This is a genomic window from Leptotrichia sp. SK-5, assembly GCF_055387215.1.
The window spans coordinates 2,269,608-2,287,892 of record NZ_AP028931.1 but is presented as its reverse complement, the minus strand read 5'-3'; the positions used below and the strand labels follow the sequence as shown (position 1 = coordinate 2,287,892).

Below are 18,285 nucleotides of genomic sequence, written 5' to 3'. Positions count from 1 at the left end.
AGGGGGATGAAATAATCGAATCCCCTTGTTTTCCGCTTAGTATTTATGTTGATTAATTTAGGTAAAAAAATAATTAAAATTTGAATTTTTTAGTAAAAGTCAAGGATTGTTAAATTTAGAGTATGTCTTTTATTAAAGAATTGAAATATAATTTAAAAAGTTAAAAAATAAATTGGAGAGAGAAATGGCTAGAAATAGAAGTATAAAGAGGATAATCAATATTCTTTTAAACAAAAATGTTGAAGAAACAGAAGAAAAAAAGAAAAAAACAATAAAAAAACATCAGCCGATGAAACCAATGACAAAAAATATGGAATTAAAGGAACTTAAAGATGCAGTTCTTTTATATGTGCCACTTTCGCAACATATAGGAAGTCCTTCCATTCCAATAGTAGAAATTGGAGATTATGTAAAAAAATATGAGAAAATAGGTGAAATTTCAGGTAATATATCTGCTAATATACATTCACCAGTTTCAGGCGATGTTGTTGACGTTGTTGAGCATTTTATTGCTAATGGAAATAAAGTGAAAACTATTATTATTGCAAATGATTTTAAAAATAAGGAAGAAAATCTTGTAAAAAGGGAACTTCGAGATTTAAAATTAATAAAAAAAGATGAAATTTTTAAGATAATAAAAGAGGCAGGAATAGTGGGGCTTGGAGGAGCACAGTTTCCGACTCATATAAAATATGATATAAAATTTAGAAAAGTAGAAACATTTATAATAAATGGAGCTGAATGCGAGCCATATTTGACTTCTGATTATTCTGTTATGAAAAATTACACAAGTGAACTTTTCCGTGGATTGAAAGTTATTCAAAAATTACTAAATCCAAAAGAAATGATAATTGGAATAGAAGAAGAAAATAGCGAACTGATTGAAATTTTTGAAAAAATAGGAAAAGAAGAAGAATTTGATTTAAAAATTCAGTTGTTGCCAACGATTTATCCACAAGGAAGTGAATTGCAGCTAATAAATACTGTTACAGGTAAAAAAGTACGAAAAGGTGAATTACCATTAGAACAAGGTGTAGTTGTAAGTAATGTAAGTACAGTAAAGGCAATTTATGATGCATTTTTTGAAGGGAAACCACTTATAGAAAGAGTTGTTACAGTATCTGGTGAAGAAGCAAGAAATATAGGAAATTACAAAATAAAATTTGGAACCCCGCTTTATCATATTGTAAAAGAATTGGATATTCGGAATGAAGAAAAGGTTATTTTTGGTGGTCCTATGATGGGAATGGAAATTTTTGATTCACGAGTGCCTGTGATTAAAGGGACTTCTGGGATACTATTTTTAAGTCCAGAAGAAATTGAAAGGAAAAATTGTATTTCGTGTGGATATTGTGTAGAAGCCTGTCCTATGAATCTTATGCCTTTTGAATTTGCTGATTATTATGAAAAAGGGAAATACGAACAGATGGTTACAGCGAATATTCAAAATTGCATAGAATGTGGAGCATGTGAGTTTGTATGTCCATCAAGAGTTCCATTAATAGAAAGCATAAAAACAGGAAAAGCAATTTTGTCGGAAATGGAGGCGAATAAATAATGACAGATGAAAAAACGCTGTTAGAAGAAATACTAGATGTAAGAAAAAAAATTAAAAATGGACTTTTGGATAATGATGATACAGTTCACCATTCAGAAACCGAAAATTTGCCTAAAAAAAGGAATATTAATCAGCAAAATTTGCATAATAATGGTAAAATAATAAAGCTGGAAAAAACACGAAATGAAAAAATAAAAAGAGAAGCAGTTAAAAAAGAAACAAATGAAAAAGTAGAAAATGAGAAAAAGAAAAATATAAAAACAATGATAAATACAAAAAATACAAATTTAAATAAACCAAAAGTACAGGAAAAATCAAATATTTTAAATGAAAAAAATTTAGGTAAACAAGATGAAAAAATTAAACGAAGAGAAATAATAAGAAACTTTTTTAAAAAAAGAGAAATGAAAAAAATGTCATTTAATCCATTCGTACGAACAGATGTTGAAGTGAGAGATGTTATGAAAGATGTTATTATATCTTTATTTCCTGCTATAATTGCAGCTGGACTTGTTTATGGGTTAACAGCTTTATTAGTAATAGTAACTTCTATTTTTTCAGCAGTAGTAACTGAAAAATTGTTTTCAAGAATATTTTTGAATGACAAAGATTCTGCACATGATTTATCAGCAGTAATTACAGGGATTTTGATGGCTTTGACTTTAGCGCCTCTGACTTCATTGCCAGTTGTTGCTTTTGGAGCCAGCATGGCTATAATTTTTGGAAAACTGATGTATGGAGGGATTGGGAAAAATGTACTTAATCCAGCGGTAGTAGGACGTGAATTTATGACAGTTTTCTTTCCAGCGGCAATGTCTTCTGGAACTATTTGGTTTAGTCAAGAAGCACTAAGATTATCAAAAATAAATTTCTTTGTAAATTTTCAGAAAACACCTATTATGAGCTATTTAGACGAACTATTGTTAACTTCTTCAGGTTCATTGGGGTCATATTCTGCATTTGCATTAATTCTGGGAGGGCTATACTTATTATTAAAAAACCGTATTTCATGGCATATTCCTGTAACTTTATTTGCCACATCATTTATAGCCACAATGATTTTAAAAGATGGAATTTCTGTTTCAATGGGAGGACTTTTATTAACAGGAATATTTATGGCAACTGATATGCCGACAAGTCCATCATTTGCAGGCGGGAAAATTTATTATGGAATAATGCTGGGTGTTGTGATTGTACTTTTATCAGTACTTGGAGTAAAAAATGAAACATTATCGTATGTATTGTTAATTTTGAATCCGTTTACGAGATATATAAATAAAGTGTTTCGTCCAGTTGTATTCGGTTACGAGGTAAAGGAAGAAGTGGTAAAACAAGTTGGAAAAGGAATATTACTGACACTTGGAATTATCGTTTTTGCATTAATTTTTATAGGGTTACATAAGATAGGGGCTATTCCATATTTAGTTTATTTATATATTTTAGTATTAACATTGCAACTAATAAGAAGTGATAGAAATAAAAAATTTAAGTAAATAAAAAAGGAAATCAGTCAAATAATTAACATAATTTCCTAAAAAATAAATTTGTGCAAGGATAATGGAAATAAAAATCCTTGCATTTTTTGTTAAAAAATAATACTTGTCTTTTCCCTTTCAAAAATCAAATTTTTCTCAATTTTTTCATCTGCATCTTCCATAAAATCAATAAAGTGCTTTTGATTTTTAGATTTTTGATTCAGCATTTTCAGTTTATTTTTAGTTTCAGAACCGAGGTGATTGTCTTCTTTTAAAATATTTCGCACATCCTGATTCAGCACAAGTACTTCATTTATCGAAATTCTGCCACTGTATCCGTTGGAGCATTTATCACAACCTTCTCCCAGACATTTTTGACATTTTTTCCCAACTAGCCTTTGTCCAATTACTCCAATTAACGAATCTAGTATTAAGTATTTGGGAATACCCATATCCACTAACCTGATCAATGTGGAAACAGCGTCGTTTGTGTGAATTGTGGATATAACAAGATGTCCTGTTAATGCAGCTCTTACAGCAATTTCTGCAGTAACTTCATCACGAATTTCTGAAATCACTATAATATCAGGATCGTTTCTTAACGTGGCTTTTAAAACTTCAGCAAATGTTACTCCAATATTCTGATTTACTTGTATTTGAACAATTCCTTCAATTTTACTTTCAACAGGGTCTTCTACAGTTATGATTTTTTTTCTTCCGTCATTTAACATAGTTATTAGAGATTTTAAAGTTGTGGATTTTCCAGATCCTGTCGGACCGCTAACCAAAATCATTCCATATTTTCTAGTTAAAATTTCTTTTAACATTGCTACGCTTTGATTTGAAAATCCAAGTGTTTCAAGATTTATATCTTCCAGATAGTTTTCAAGAATACGTAAAACCATAGTTTCACCACCGATTGTTGGCATGTAGGCAGCTCTTATGTCGTAGCGTTTATTAAGATTTTTTATATTAAATAAAAAAGAAAAGCTGCCATCTTGTGGCTTTCTTTTCTCTGCAACATTCATTCCAGCCAAAATTTTTATTCTGGCAATAATTTCGGTGATATTTTTTTCCAGCACTTTTTTATTCACAGTTTCATATAAGTTTTGGCTTTCCATAAGGTATCCATCAACTCGATACTTTATTTCCATTCCTTCAAGTAAGTCAAATTTTATGTGAATATCACTGGCACGTTCCTTAAATCCAGCTTTTACAATTTCATTTAGATAAGAAATCGTGTCATTTGATAATATATTGTTTTTATTATCTGCAAAGTCTTTAAGTTTTACTTTTTCATTTAACTTTTCGTTTATTTTTTTATTCATTGTCCTCAATTTTCCTTCCCGCTTTTATATTTTTACTTTTTATTTATTTCTTTTTGACACTTCCAGAATTAAATTCTTCCAGCACTACTTCTGTTTGTTTTGTCAATGTTTTAAATAATGCTTTTTTTATCAAATTGTACCATTTTAAAGTAGCACGTTGAGCGTCAATCCCCTTTAATGTTTCTTTTAGCTGCAATTTAAAAAAGTCAACTTCTTCGTAAGAAAGTTTTACATTTTTAGTTTTTTCTTTTTTATTTGCCTTTGTTATTTTTACTTCATTTTCTAAATATTTGAAAAAAGCAAATACATTTGGAAGCTGTTTTTCGTATTGCCCCATCATTTTTCTCATTTCCTCAATCATTCTTGTCAGATAACTTCTTGACATTTTAGAAAACGTAACATTAACCTTTCTTTTTCCTTTTCCAACTTTCTGCACAATCTGCTGCATTTTCGCTTGTGATTTTGCATTTATTAAATCCATATTGCTAACAGTATTTGGATTTACCATTTTTGCCATAAAAGACTCCTTTCCATTTATTATTTTTATATTTATAAAAATTTATTAAAATTATAATTATTCTACTCAAATATTTAACTTTTGTCAATTTAATCTTAAATATTATCATCTAAAATTATTGATTATTTCGTCAAATGCAATATTTCCTTCTCTTAATAATGTCAATTTTCCATCTTCATATTTCACAATTGTAGAAGGTTTTCCTGTCAGTTTCACTTTTTCATTTGAAATAATTATATCTACATTTTTTATTAATTCTTGACTTAGATTTTCTACTTTAGTGACAGCATTTTCGCCTGAAATATTTGCACTTGTGGTTAATAAAACGCCTCCAGATTTTTTTATTATTTCAAGGGCAGTTTCATTTTTTGGAATACGAATTCCAATTGTTTCCATATTTTTATCAAAATGTTTTGTAAAATTCTGATTTGCACGAAAGATAACAGTCAACTCTCCCGGCCAATATTTTTTGAGGATATTTTCAATTTTTTTTATATTTTCATCAGTTTCGTTTATTAATTCTGATAGTTTATTTTTATCACTGATTAAAGCGATTATTTTTTTTGAAAAATCCCTTTTTTTTATTTTATAAAGTTTTTCCATGTATTCTTTTTTTGGAAGAGAGCCTATTCCATAAACAGTGTCTGTTGGAAATATAGCAACTCCTCCCTTTTTTAAAATATTTACTGCATTTTGAATTTTAGTCATCGTTACCATCATCAACCGGCATTTCAAATAAGTCGCTTATTGGATTATTTGTAGCAATTCTTTTTATTATTTCCGCCAACATTTTACTTGTTGATAAAATTTTCAATTTGTCGAATTTTCTGTCTTCGGGCAATTGGATTGTGTCAGTTACCACAACTTCTGTAAAGGCTGAGTTTTTTAATCTTTCGATTGCAGGATCTGAGAATACGGCGTGTGTAGCACATGCGTAAACTTCTATTGCTCCTTTGTCAATTAGAGCCTGTGCCGCATTACATATTGTTCCAGCTGTATCAATCATGTCATCAATTAAGATGGCTTTTTTCCCTTTTATATCTCCAATAATGTTCATAACTTCCGAAACATTCGCCTTCGCACGTCTTTTGTCAATTATCGCAAGCGGTGTATGAAGCCAGTTTGCAAGCCCTCTTGCTCTTTTTACGCCTCCAACGTCAGGTGAAACAACAACAGTGTCTTCTGGGTGAAATCCATATTTTATAAAGTGTTTAGCCAAAATTGGCAATGCTTCCATGTGATCCACTGGAATGTCAAAAAATCCTTGAATTTGTCTTGCATGTAAATCCATTGTGATTACTCTTGTAGCTCCTGCGACAGTAAGCAGGTTTGCAACAAGTTTTGATGTGATTGGCTCACGTGGACTTGCTTTTCTGTCCTGCCTTGCATATCCGTAATAAGGAATTACCGCAATAATTTCTCTGGCTGATGACCTTTTAATCGCATCAATAAAAACTAAAAGCTCCATAATACTTTCATTTACAGGTTTTGAAGTAGATTGGATGATAAACACCTTGCATCCCCGTACACTTTCATTTGACTTTGCAAAAGTTTCTCCATCGGCAAATCTTACAATTTCAGCAGATGATAAATCCATATCCAAATATTTTACAATTTTTTGCGCTAAAACTTCACTTGATGTTCCTGCAAATATTCTTATTCTGCTTTTGTCTTCCTTGGTTAATGTTATCATTTCATTTCCCTTTCTCTCTATATTTTGAATTTTTATTAAAATATTTTTATTTTCCATTAAGTTATAAGGTATTAAATTTACATAATAAATGTTTTATAACATTTTCTGATTTTTTGACATTTTTCAAAATGTTTTACTTATTTTTTTCTTTATTTACCTGTTTTGCCCTTCCAAATGCGAGTGCTTCGTTAGGAATATTCTTTGTAATAACAGAACCTGCGGCAGTTAGCACTTTGTCTCCGATTTCTACAGGTGCTACAATTATTGAATTGCTTCCAATAAAGGCATTTTTTCCAATTTTAGTCTTATGTTTATTTTTCCCGTCATAGTTACAAGTGATTGTTCCTGCGCCAATATTTGTATCTTCCCCAACTTCAGCATCTCCAATATAAGTCAAATGCCCTGTTTTCACACCTTTTTCAAGCGTAGCATTTTTTATTTCCACAAAGTTTCCCACATGTACAGTTTCTTTCAAATGTGCCTTTGGACGTAAATGTGCAAAAGGTCCCACAGTTACCCCTTCCTCAAGAGTAGATTGCTCAACCACAGAAGCCTCTATTTTCACATTATCAGCAATCACAGAATTTTCAATTCTTGTATTTCCCAGGATTTCGCAGTTTTTCCCAATTTTTGTATTTCCTTGAATTGTAACATTTGGATAAATTACAGTATCCTGTCCAATTTCAACATTATCTTCAATATAAGTTGTATCTGGGTCAATCAGAATTACTCCGTTATCCATAAGTTCAGTATTTTTTCTGTTTCTTGAAATTTTACTTGCCTGTGCTAATTGAGCTTTTGAGTTTACTCCTAAGATTTCATCTTCATCTTCAATTTGAAAGCTGTCAACTTTATAACCTTCTGTCGATAAAATTTTTATAGCATCGGTCAAATAATATTCACCTTTTGAATTGTTATTGTCAATTTTTTCTATCGCATAAAGCAGACTTTCATTTTTGAAAATATAGACTCCAGTATTAATTTCATCTATTTTTTTCTCATTTTCATTTGCTTCCTTTTCTTCAATAATGTTTGAAATTTTACCATTTTCCTTAACAATCCGTCCGTATCCAAATGGATTTTTAACTTTACATGAAAGCACGATACAATCAAGATTTTTCTCTTCAAACACTCTTTTTAATTCTTCCAGTGTTTTTTCTTTTAACAACGGTGTATCTCCATAAGTGATAAGAACATTTTCACCGTATTCCTTGATTTTATCCTTTGCAATTAGAATAGCGTGTCCTGTTCCAAGCTGTTCTTCTTGTGTGACATAAACGACATTTCCCATTTCAGCTAGAACATCTTCCTTTTTGTGTCCTAGAATAAAAATATTTTTTTCATTCCCAATATTTTCCAGTACATTGACAACTCTTTTAATCATAGGAACACCATTTACCTTGTGTAAAACCTTCGATTGATCGGACTTCATACGAGTCCCTTTCCCTGCCGCCAAAATTAACGAAATCATCATTCCTCCTTCAATTTAATTATTAACAATAAAATATTTGTTTTCATTTTACTCAAAGCTATAAAAAATCTAATGTTTAAAAAAACTCAAATTTTTGAGTTTAACAAAATTACTTTACGTTTTAATTATATCAATTTTTTCCGATTTATTCAAATGGTATAGAAAAGTTTTTTATTTGTTAAAATGTATTGCAAAAAATTTTAACTTTATCGAAATGTAACCTTATATATAGCAATAATTTGTTATATAAAGAATATGAATATCTAAATAATTTATATTCAAAATTTCAATAAATTGAAAATTTTTATCCAATATTTTTAATTGTAATCTTTTATTTTCCAATTTTGTTACTATCCCAACTTTACTATCTTCAAAATCTTCATTGTCAATAAAAACAAATAAATTATTTTCCTGACAAATTTTTAAAATTGAAAGATAATCTAGACTGTTAATGTTTTCAAAATATTTATTTAAGTTTATTTTGTCAATATATTTAACTTCAGTAAATGGTTTAGATATTTCTTCAATAAATTCTTTTCGGATAACTGTTACAAATTTTTCAGTTGCAAAATCGAAAATTTCTTTTAAAACTAAAAACTTTTCATTTTCCATAACAATATTTCCAATATAGGTTTTTCCAACAAATAATTTAATTTTATGAATCTCAAAATCTTTATTTATTTTTTTCCTGTCAAAAAATTTTATTAAACGGATATAATTTTTAGAAATAATTTCTGTAGAAGTTATATTTAGATTATAATCCAGTATTTCCAAAAAATAGTTTTCTCCAATTTTTTTGGTAATATAGCAAATTTCTGTTGTTTCGTCCTTTAAATGTAAAAAAACTAAAGTTCTAGTCTTTATAATATTTTCTAAAATATCATCAATGGAATTTAAGTTTTTTGTATACAGCCATTCGTAACTGCTTTCCGTTTTATCTAATAAGTTGTTTCCTAAATTTTTTATATAATCTGAATCCAAAATAATTCTTTGAATTTTATCAATTTGATAAATTTTCATTCCATCTTCATTATTTTGAGTATCATAAGACTTTAAAAGCAAGTAATTGTCCCAGATTTTTATTATATTTCCAACAGAAAATCCATCAGTATCAAATCTGTAAATTCCAATTTTATAAATACTTTCCAAATTTAATAAAAATTCTTTCATTTTTTCTCCATCAAAATATTTATTATTTATATATGTTCAATAATTTGAGTTTTTTATTTATTTTATTGTAATTTTAAATACATACAGTTTTTAGACAAATCAATTATTTATTTTTTTCCTCAATTTCAGTATCATTTTCATTATAATTCAAATGAATTCTTAAAGCTTCGAGTGAAATCTGAATTTCTAACAATGAAAATATTAACGAAATTATGAGCGATACCAAACTTATTGCAAAACTGATTTTTCCAATAAAATCTATCTGAAAAAACAGAAATAGCATCGAAACCGCACACATTAACAAACTAAAAACCCCAAAATATTGCATTCTTTTAATGTACTTCAATCTTTTCCTCAGGTTTTTAACCTGATAAAATTCATGTTCTATTTCTCCGCTCGAATCCATCTGTCTAACAATCGCTGTAAGTGCCAAAAATCTGTTAGTATATGCAAGTAAAAGTAGAGATACAGTAGGAAAAAGAACGGCAGGTGTAGTAATTTCTAAAGTCATATTTTTTAGTCTCCTTAATTCATTTTTTTAGTGTTTTTTATTTAATATTATACATAATTTTTTCCAAATTTTAAACCCATTTCATTTTTTAGTTTAGTTACTCTGTAATTTACTTAAAAAATTATAAAAAATATAAAAACAATATTTTGGAACAACGGTTTATTTTATAAAAATAAAAAAGAACAGAAAGAAAAGTTAAAAAGTAATTGCAAATTTGGACTAGAAAATATATAATTATATATAGCTAGAATTTTATAAATGTAAGTTAAGTAAAGAAATTATAAAATTCTTTAATTTGGAGGGAAAAATGACAAAAAATATGAAAACAATGGATGGTAACCAGGCTGCAGCTCATATAGCGTACGCATTTACGGAAGTTGCTGGAATTTATCCAATTACTCCGTCGTCAACTATGTCAGAGCTTGTAGATCAATGGGCATCATACGGAAAGGAAAATTTATTTGGAATGCCGGTAAAGGTTGTGGAAATGCAATCAGAAGCTGGAGCTGCGGGGATTGTACATGGATCGCTTCAGACTGGGGCTTTGACTACTACATTTACTGCTTCTCAAGGATTGTTATTAAAAATACCTAATATGTATAAAATATCTGGGGAATTGCTGCCAGGGGTAATGCATGTTGCGGCAAGGGCAATTTCTACACAGGCGTTGTCAATATTTGGAGATCATCAGGATATTTATGCGGCTAGAATGACAGGATGGGCTATGCTTGCGACAAGTTCGGTTCAGGAAGTTATGGATCTGGCTGGAATTGCACATTTGGCAGCAATTAAGTCGAGAGTGCCTTTTATGCACTTTTTTGATGGATTTAGGACTTCGCATGAGATAAATAAGATAGAAGTTATGGAATATGAATTTTTGGAGAGTCTGCTTGATAAAAAAGCTGTGCAGGAATTTAGGGAAAGAGCATTAAATCCAGAAAACCCTGTAACAAGAGGAACTGCTCAAAATGATGATATTTATTTTCAGGCAAGGGAGGCTCAAAATAGATTTTATGAAGCTGTGCCTGATATTGTAAATGACTATATGAAAAAAATTAGCGAAAAAACAGGACGGAACTATGCACCTTTTGTTTACTACGGTTCAGAAACTGCTGAAAGAGTTATTATTGCAATGGGATCTGTAAATGAAACAATCAAGGAAGTTGTGGATTATCTTAATAAAAATGGCGAAAATGTGGGAGCATTGAATGTTCATTTATATCGTCCATTTTCTAGCAAGTATTTTTTTGATGTGATGCCGAAAAGCGTGAAAAAAATCGCTGTGCTTGACAGGACAAAAGAGCCTGGAGCATTGGGAGAGCCATTGTATATGGATGTAAAGGCGCTTTACTATGGACGTGAAAATGCACCGGAAATTGTTGGTGGAAGATATGGGCTTTCATCAAAGGATACAACGCCTGAACAAATTGTGGCAGTATTCAAAAATCTTGCACAAAAGGAACCTAAAAACAACTTTACAATCGGAATTATTGACGATGTTACATTTACATCCCTGGCACTGGAAGATGAAGTGTTTACTGGAAATGAGGATGTGAAAGGCTGTCTATTTTATGGTCTTGGTTCAGATGGAACAGTTGGGGCAAATAAAAATTCAATAAAAATTATTGGAGATAAGACAGACTTGTATGCACAGGGTTATTTTGCTTATGATTCAAAAAAATCTGGCGGGGTAACACGTTCGCATTTACGATTTAGTAAATATCCAATCCGTTCTACTTACTTAGTTACAAAGCCCAGCTTTGTTGCCTGCTCTGCACCTGCCTATCTGGGAAAATACGACATGATTTCAGGGCTACGTGAGGGTGGAATATTTTTATTAAATACAATTTGGGATAAGGAAAAACTGTTAAAATATGTTCCAAATGAGATAAAAAGGGAACTCGCACGTAAAAAGGCTAAATTTTACTTGATAAATGCAACGGAAATCGCAAAGGAAATTGGGCTTGGAAATAGGACGAATACTATTATGCAATCGGCATTTTTCTATCTTTCGGAAGTAATTCCTCACGATGAGGCGAAGCAATATATGAAGGAATATGCTGAAAAAAGTTATGGAAGAAAAGGACAGGATATTGTGCAAAAAAACTGGGATGCCATTGACAGAGGGATTGATGGGCTGGATGAAGTTGAAGTATTACCTGAATGGGCAGATCTTGAAGTCGATGAAAAAATCATTGACGATGCAAAACCTGAATTTGTAAAAAAGGTGGCTGATCCGATTAACAATCTGAAAGGTGAAGAATTGCCAGTTTCTGCATTTTTAGGACGTGAAGACGGAACATTTGAGCATGGAACGGCAAATTATGAAAAAAGGGGAATAGCAGATGAAGTGCCAGAATGGCAGCCTGATATGTGTATTCAGTGTAACCAATGTGCTTATGTGTGTCCACACGCTGTAATTCGTCCTTTCTTGATTGATGAGGAAGAGATGGCAAAAGCTCCAGAAGGAATGCCAACAATAAAGGCACTGGGACGTGGGATGAACGACTTGAACTATAAAATTCAAGTATCGCCACTGGACTGTACAGGATGCAGTGCGTGTGTAGACGTGTGTCCTGCTCCTCGTGGAAAAGCCATTGTTATGAAACCAATTCAATCTCAAATTGAAAGAAATGAAATTGAATATACAAATTATTTATTTGACAATGTTTCATATAAAGATAAAATTTTAGGAAAAAATACTGTAAAAGGCTCACAATTTGCAAAACCGCTGTTTGAATTTTCGGGAGCGTGTGCAGGCTGTGGAGAAACACCTTATATTAAATTGGTAACACAGCTATTTGGGGAACGTATGATTGTGGCAAATGCGACAGGATGTTCTTCAATTTATGGAGCTTCTGCACCATCTTCACCTTATACAACTGCTGAAAGTGGCTGTGGACCTGCATGGGCCTCTTCGCTATTTGAGGACAATGCTGAATATGGATACGGAATGTTTCAGGCTGTAAACACAATTCGGCACAGAATTTTAAAAAGAATAAATGAAATAAAAGACGATGTTTCAACAGAACTTTCTGATTTGTTTACTTCATTTGCAGAAAACTTTAATAGTGGAGATAAAACTGCAGAAATACGTGATGAACTGGTAGCTTTAATGGAAAAGGAAAAATTGGAAAATACAAATGAAATAGTAAAGAGCAATATAGATGAAATATTAGAATTGAAACAGTATTTAATCAAAAAATCCATCTGGATGTTTGGTGGAGATGGATGGGCTTACGATATTGGATTTGGAGGACTTGATCACGTGCTGGCTTCTGGAGATGATGTGAATATGCTTGTGCTTGATACGGAAGTTTACTCAAATACAGGAGGACAGGCTTCAAAAGCATCAAAAGCAGGAGCAGTAGCAAAATTTTCTGCTTCTGGAAAGCCAACTAAGAAAAAGGATTTGGCTGCAATACTTATGACTTATGGAAATATCTATGTAGCAAAAGTTTCAATGGGTGCAAATCAAAATCAGACATTAAAAGCAATACGAGAAGCCGAAGAATATCCAGGACCATCAATAATTATTGCCTATTCGCCTTGTATTGAGCATGGAATAAAAGCTGGTATGGGTAAATTCCAGACAGAAGAAAAACTAGCAACAGAAGTAGGATACTGGCCAATTTTCAGATTTGATCCAAGACTTGCTGAAAAAGGGAAAAATCCACTTCAACTGGATACAAGAAATCCCGCTTGGGACAAATACGAAGATTTCCTGCTAGGAGAACGAAGATATGCAACCCTAGCCACAGAATTTCCTGAAAAAGCCAAAGAATTGCTTGAAGCAAACTTAAAAAATGCCAAAGACAACTGGAACTACTATAAACGAATGGCAGCAATGGATTATTCAACAGAAGAATAAAATTAGATTAAAATAAAATTTATTTTTTTATAAAAAGAAATTCCCCTTTATTTTAGGGGTTTTTCTTATTTTTTAGAAAAAAATTAGAAAAGTTGGCATTTATTTTGATAAAAAAATGTGGTAAAATTATTAAGTATAAAAATAAAAGGGGAAAATATAAAAGAGGAGATAAAATATGAGAAATACGAAATGGGCTGCAAAAATTATTCCTAATCCACGACAGGAGAGGGAATATATTGAAAGAGACAACAAGCAGAAAAATGATGAAAAAACAAAAAAATTGAAAAAAAGTAAGACTGAAAAACAGAATTTTGAAAATATAAATTTGAGTTCAGTAATTGATAATGATATTTTGAAAATACTTTATTCACGTGGGATAACTACAGAGAAGGAAATAAGAGAATTTTTGAATCCAAAACTTGAAAATATCCAGAATCCTTATGGACTGCAGGATATGGAAAAGACGGTTTTGGAAATTGAAAAGGCGATAAAGGAACAGAAGAATATTTGGATATATGGGGATTATGATGTGGATGGAATTACTTCGACATCTATTTTGTATATGGCATTAAAAGAGCTTGGGGCAGAAAATGTGAACTACTACATTCCTATTCGTGATGAAGGGTATGGATTGAATAATGAAGCATTGAAAAAAATAAAAGAATCTGGGGCAGATTTGGTAATTACTGTGGATTGTGGAATTACAGCATTTCCTGAGGTGGAGTTTGCAAATTCTATAAATTTGCCGATAATTATTACAGATCACCATAATTTACATGGGGATAAAGTTCCAGACGCTATTACGGTTGTAAATCCAAAACGTCCTGAAAATGAATTTTCCTTTGAGTTTCTAGCGGGAGTTGGAACTATTTTTATGGTAATTCTTTGTCTTTATGAAAGAATTGGGAAAAAGGCAAAAGCATATAAATATCTCGATTTAGTGGCAATTGGTACAGTTGCGGATATTGTTCCGCTGGTGGAAGAAAACAGGATTTTGACTAAGTTTGGGCTGGAGCAGCTTAGCCGTTCTAAAAATAAGGGGCTTAGATTTTTGCTGTATAAATTGTTTAGTACGCAAAATTCAGATTTTAATGAGAAAACTGAGTATAATTCATATGATGTGGGCTTTATCATAGCACCTGTCTTTAATGCGGCTGGAAGGCTTAAAGATGCAAAAATGGTGGTAAAATTGCTAATTTCGGATAATGATAGAGAAATTGAGATAATCGTAAAGGAATTGATTAATAAGAATTTTGAGCGTAAAGAATTACAGAATGAAATCGTGGAAAAAGTGGAAAAACACATTGAAGAAAGCGATTTAAAGGAAGATTATGTGATTGTAGACTATTCGCCTGAATATCATCACGGTGTAATTGGTATAGCGGCTTCCAAAATTGTGGATAAATATTACAAGCCTGCGATTATTATTGAAGTGAAGGAAGATGAAGGAATAGCAGTTGGATCATGTCGAAGTATCGGAAATTTTAATATTTTGGAGGCATTGCAGTCAATGCCTGAACTTTTTGTAAAGTTTGGGGGACATTCTGGAGCGGCTGGATTTACGATTGGAATAAAAAATTTGGAATTATTTAGGAAAAAAATAAATAAATTTGCAAAAACAAAACTGAAAGAAGAAGATTTTGTAAAAATAATAGAAATTGATAAGCAAATCCCAATTCAAAAGGTTTCCTACGAATTTTTCCAAATAATAGAACTTTTAAAGCCATTTGGCTTTGGAAATCCAATGCCGACATTCAGAACCAATAACGTACTTTTTGAAAATATAAAGTTTATTGGAGAAAATAAAAATCATATAATGTTTGACATAAAGCAAAAAGGATTTTTTAATAAAAATGCTGTCTGGTTTAATTCTGGCGAGTATTTTAAAGAGCTGAACGAGAATTTGTTTTACGATATTGTTTATAAATTAAAGACGGAAATGTTTCAAGATAGATATTATACGAAAGTGTATGTTGAGGATGTGAAGGTATCGCAGTTGAAGGACGATACTTTATCTTATTATCATTCGCTTTTTAACACATCTTTCCCGATGAAGTCAGTATTTTACACAAATATTGAGCTGGAAATGGAAAAGAAAATTACAATGAAAATGGAATTTGACCAGGTTTCGCTTTTTCAAGGAAGAAAGTTCATTGGACGGCTTGATTACAGCATTTCCAACTTGTTAATACTTTTAAATCGGTATTATAATTGGAATTTTACCGTGAAAATTGAGAATGTAAAGCAGGCTTCAAATCATAATATTGTAAATATACTGATAAAAAGAGATTATAATTTCAAGTGTTATGATCACACACAAATTGGCATTTTTAAGAAGATAAAAGAATTTTTGATTGGAAAAATGGAGTATAATTCACAGACTAAAGAATTGCTGGCACAGTTTTTTAAGCAAAATAAAAACTTGATTATAAAAAATATTTTTGATGAAAATGAAAAATATAAATATAAGATGTCAAATTTTGAAAACTTTTTACTAACAGTTGGAATTTATTATAAAAAAATGACTGATAAAAAAAGTCAGATTGTGATAAGTTCAGATAAAAAGCCAGCTTTTAACAATTTTATAAAATCATATTTTGATATAAATGAAGAATATTCGGAAAACAATTATCCATTTACATTATTTTATAACTACAAGGATACAGAAAAGCTCGAAAATATTATAAAAACAGATTTTTCAATGCAAAACGAAATCAATTATGAAATTGAGGAAAATAGCCAAAATCTTGAAGTTAATGAAGAACCAAAACAGCTGGAATACAAGAAAATTGAAAAAATAGAGTTTAAAAATAATGAAAATGTGGAAAACTCTGAGAATATTGTGGAAAAGCATCAGGAAAATACTGAAAAGTTAAGTGAAGCTGGAAAACAGGAAGTGGAGAAAAGATTTTGCATAATAATAAATTCTGAAGATTTTATGGTAAAAACAGATGATTTGGACAAAAATAATATTGAAGAGATTGATATGAAAATTGAAGTGCCAGAAAATATAATATTTTTAGAAAATTCAACGAAGAAAGAGAGAAAAAATGCAAAAAATATTTTTGTAGAATATTTACCAATTGAAGAAAAAATGAAATTGAAAAAGTTGTTTACTGATGGAGAAAAGATTTATTCTGATTATTCAGTTAATGAGATTTTGTAAATAATATAGTAAAACCGCTTTAAAACAGAACTCAAAAGCTATGACTATTTACTCACCCCCCCTGTTTATATAAATTTTAATAGTTTGATTTTAAAAGGGTTCGAGTATAATTGTAAAAATAAAGACTGTATAAGCGTTTGTGTAGAAAGAAATTAGGATTTCTATCAAAAAATGTAAAAAATATTCAAATAATAGATGTATTCGATAACCTAGTTTTTTTTAAATTCTAAATATTTACAGTTGTCGAACAGGTCTAATGAATTTTCTAAAAAATAGGAGGAAATATGGAAAAACTAAAAAAGGCTATTTTGGTTTACAATCCAAAATCTGGAAATGCCAATATAATTTTAAGCAATTTTGACTTAATCACGACAAAACTGCTTGAAAAAGGGATTACATTGACACTTTATAGCATAAGTTGGGATTATGACTTGCTTACAGAAATTTTGAAAAATGAAAAATATGACATTTTAATTTTATCTGGCGGAGATGGAACTTTGAGCCGTTGTTTAAGCGAACTTTACTCTAAAAATATCGAATTTCCAGAAGTTGCAATATTTCCGACAGGAACATCAAATGACTTTGCAAAAGCATTGAAAATTGAAGAAAATATTGAAAACTGGATAGAGAAAATTACAGATAAAAGTGCCAAAAATATTGATTTTGGGTTAATTAATGGAAAAACTGTGTTCTTGTCTTCGTATGCTGGCGGATTATTTACTAAAATTTCCTACAATACAGACAAAACATTGAAAAAGACGTTTGGAAAAATTGCTTATTATATAAATGGACTTGGAGAACTTACAAATATAAAGACTTTTGACTTGGATATTGTGCTGGATAGGAATGAGAAAGTGAAGGAAAAGGCTATTTTGTACGCAATTCTGAATGGAAAAAGTGTTGGAGGATTTGAAAATGTAATTGATGAAGCCAGTATGAATGATGGATTTATGGATATTCTAATCGTAAAAAACATTGACAATCCGCTGGATATTCCAAAAATCCTAATAGACTTAATGAACAGTAACTTAACAAACAACGATTACATCCGAACTTTACAAGCCAAAAAATGCGAAATAAAAAAAATTACTGAAGAAATTGACGTAAGCATTGATGGAGAAGAGGGGGAAAATATGGATGTGAAAATTGAGTTTATAAGTGGAAAATTAAAAGTTTTTTGCTAAAAAATTTACAATATAAGGGAACTTTACTAAAAAAATAAAACAATCAATTGAAATTTGGGAATTATAAAGGTATAATGTAATAAATGAAATATTGTATAGGAGTTGATTTTTGTGAAGAAATTGATTTTGATTGTAATACTTGTTATGTCTGTGGTAGGCTGTAGCCTGCTTGATAATGAAGCTTATCAAGAAATGAAATAGGAAAGAAGAGAAAGAGGCGTGAGATGTTATAGAAGAGGTAATGGTGAATACTATTGCAAAGATAAATATGGAAGTTTATTAACGTGTGATTTAGGAAGATTGGACTGATGAATGTAGAAGTCGGATTTTTAGGATTCTGC

General features: G+C 30.5%; 12 protein-coding genes. 5 read left to right on the top strand and 7 right to left on the bottom strand.

Annotation, left to right across the window (positions count from 1 at the left end):
• Positions 1 to 184 precede the first annotated feature (184 nt).
• Together rsxC and ACZ5B9_RS11190 are read left to right on the top strand one after the other, a co-directional pair.
• On the top strand, positions 185 to 1,558 hold the full coding sequence (gene rsxC, locus ACZ5B9_RS11195) for an electron transport complex subunit RsxC (protein ID WP_464422655.1): 1,374 nt from the start codon (positions 185 to 187) through the stop codon (positions 1,556 to 1,558).
• Positions 1,558 to 3,051 (top strand): RnfABCDGE type electron transport complex subunit D, encoded by a 1,494-nt coding sequence (locus ACZ5B9_RS11190; RefSeq protein WP_464422654.1) that lies wholly within the window; start codon positions 1,558 to 1,560, stop codon positions 3,049 to 3,051. The genes rsxC and ACZ5B9_RS11190 overlap by 1 nt, the downstream gene beginning before the upstream one ends.
• Positions 3,052 to 3,143: 92 nt before the next feature.
• Here ACZ5B9_RS11190 and ACZ5B9_RS11185 read toward each other — a convergent pair whose 3' ends face one another.
• The 7 genes from ACZ5B9_RS11185 to ACZ5B9_RS11155 form a co-directional block, all read right to left on the bottom strand.
• Positions 3,144 to 4,361 (bottom strand): GspE/PulE family protein, encoded by a 1,218-nt coding sequence (locus tag ACZ5B9_RS11185; protein ID WP_464422653.1) that lies wholly within the window; start codon positions 4,359 to 4,361, stop codon positions 3,144 to 3,146.
• A gap of 43 nt (positions 4,362 to 4,404) precedes the next feature.
• Complete coding sequence (locus ACZ5B9_RS11180; RefSeq protein WP_021768990.1) at positions 4,405 to 4,878, bottom strand: hypothetical protein; 474 nt, start codon at positions 4,876 to 4,878, stop codon at positions 4,405 to 4,407.
• Between the two features lie 105 nt (positions 4,879 to 4,983).
• Positions 4,984 to 5,586, bottom strand: a complete 603-nt coding sequence (locus ACZ5B9_RS11175) for an L-threonylcarbamoyladenylate synthase (protein WP_464422652.1) — start codon at positions 5,584 to 5,586, stop codon at positions 4,984 to 4,986.
• Positions 5,579 to 6,571, bottom strand: coding sequence for a ribose-phosphate diphosphokinase (locus ACZ5B9_RS11170; protein WP_464422651.1), 993 nt, complete (start codon positions 6,569 to 6,571; stop codon positions 5,579 to 5,581). Before ACZ5B9_RS11170 ends, ACZ5B9_RS11175 begins: the two co-directional genes overlap by 8 nt.
• Before the next feature lie 133 nt (positions 6,572 to 6,704).
• Positions 6,705 to 8,042 carry a bifunctional UDP-N-acetylglucosamine diphosphorylase/glucosamine-1-phosphate N-acetyltransferase GlmU gene (glmU, locus tag ACZ5B9_RS11165; protein ID WP_464422650.1) on the bottom strand — a complete coding sequence of 446 codons (1,338 nt, stop codon included), beginning with the start codon at positions 8,040 to 8,042 and terminating at the stop codon, positions 6,705 to 6,707.
• Between the two features lie 222 nt (positions 8,043 to 8,264).
• The gene (locus ACZ5B9_RS11160) at positions 8,265 to 9,212 is read right to left on the bottom strand and encodes a hypothetical protein (protein WP_464422649.1); all 948 of its coding nucleotides are present in this window, start codon (positions 9,210 to 9,212) and stop codon (positions 8,265 to 8,267) included.
• A gap of 103 nt (positions 9,213 to 9,315) precedes the next feature.
• Complete coding sequence (locus tag ACZ5B9_RS11155; RefSeq protein WP_021768995.1) at positions 9,316 to 9,723, bottom strand: DUF2721 domain-containing protein; 408 nt, start codon at positions 9,721 to 9,723, stop codon at positions 9,316 to 9,318.
• A 307-nt stretch (positions 9,724 to 10,030) separates the two neighbouring features.
• On the opposite strand from ACZ5B9_RS11155, the gene nifJ reads away from it, so the two are divergent.
• The 3 genes from nifJ (at position 10,031) to ACZ5B9_RS11140 (ending at position 17,944) form a co-directional block, all read left to right on the top strand.
• The gene (nifJ, locus tag ACZ5B9_RS11150; protein WP_464422648.1) at positions 10,031 to 13,594 is read left to right on the top strand and encodes a pyruvate:ferredoxin (flavodoxin) oxidoreductase; all 3,564 of its coding nucleotides are present in this window, start codon (positions 10,031 to 10,033) and stop codon (positions 13,592 to 13,594) included.
• Between the two features lie 175 nt (positions 13,595 to 13,769).
• Positions 13,770 to 16,760, top strand: coding sequence for a single-stranded-DNA-specific exonuclease RecJ (gene recJ, locus ACZ5B9_RS11145; protein WP_464422647.1), 2,991 nt, complete (start codon positions 13,770 to 13,772; stop codon positions 16,758 to 16,760).
• Positions 16,761 to 17,044: 284 nt separating this feature from the next.
• The gene (locus ACZ5B9_RS11140; protein WP_464422646.1) at positions 17,045 to 17,944 is read left to right on the top strand and encodes a diacylglycerol/lipid kinase family protein; all 900 of its coding nucleotides are present in this window, start codon (positions 17,045 to 17,047) and stop codon (positions 17,942 to 17,944) included.
• Positions 17,945 to 18,285 lie beyond the last annotated feature (341 nt).

Excerpts from the sequence above, each read along its gene's own strand:
- rsxC (WP_464422655.1), top strand. The coding sequence starts at position 185 with ATGGCTAGAAATAGAAGTATAAAGAGGATAATCAATATTCTTTTAAAC.
- glmU (WP_464422650.1), bottom strand. The coding sequence starts at position 8,042 with ATGATTTCGTTAATTTTGGCGGCAGGGAAAGGGACTCGTATGAAGTCC.
- nifJ (WP_464422648.1), top strand. The coding sequence starts at position 10,031 with ATGACAAAAAATATGAAAACAATGGATGGTAACCAGGCTGCAGCTCAT.
- ACZ5B9_RS11180 (WP_021768990.1), bottom strand. The coding sequence starts at position 4,878 with ATGGCAAAAATGGTAAATCCAAATACTGTTAGCAATATGGATTTAATA.
- recJ (WP_464422647.1), top strand. The coding sequence starts at position 13,770 with ATGAGAAATACGAAATGGGCTGCAAAAATTATTCCTAATCCACGACAG.
- ACZ5B9_RS11155 (WP_021768995.1), bottom strand. The coding sequence starts at position 9,723 with ATGACTTTAGAAATTACTACACCTGCCGTTCTTTTTCCTACTGTATCT.
- ACZ5B9_RS11190 (WP_464422654.1), top strand. The coding sequence starts at position 1,558 with ATGACAGATGAAAAAACGCTGTTAGAAGAAATACTAGATGTAAGAAAA.
- ACZ5B9_RS11175 (WP_464422652.1), bottom strand. The coding sequence starts at position 5,586 with ATGACTAAAATTCAAAATGCAGTAAATATTTTAAAAAAGGGAGGAGTT.
- ACZ5B9_RS11170 (WP_464422651.1), bottom strand. The coding sequence starts at position 6,571 with ATGATAACATTAACCAAGGAAGACAAAAGCAGAATAAGAATATTTGCA.
- ACZ5B9_RS11160 (WP_464422649.1), bottom strand. The coding sequence starts at position 9,212 with ATGAAAGAATTTTTATTAAATTTGGAAAGTATTTATAAAATTGGAATT.
- ACZ5B9_RS11140 (WP_464422646.1), top strand. The coding sequence starts at position 17,045 with ATGGAAAAACTAAAAAAGGCTATTTTGGTTTACAATCCAAAATCTGGA.
- ACZ5B9_RS11185 (WP_464422653.1), bottom strand. The coding sequence starts at position 4,361 with ATGAATAAAAAAATAAACGAAAAGTTAAATGAAAAAGTAAAACTTAAA.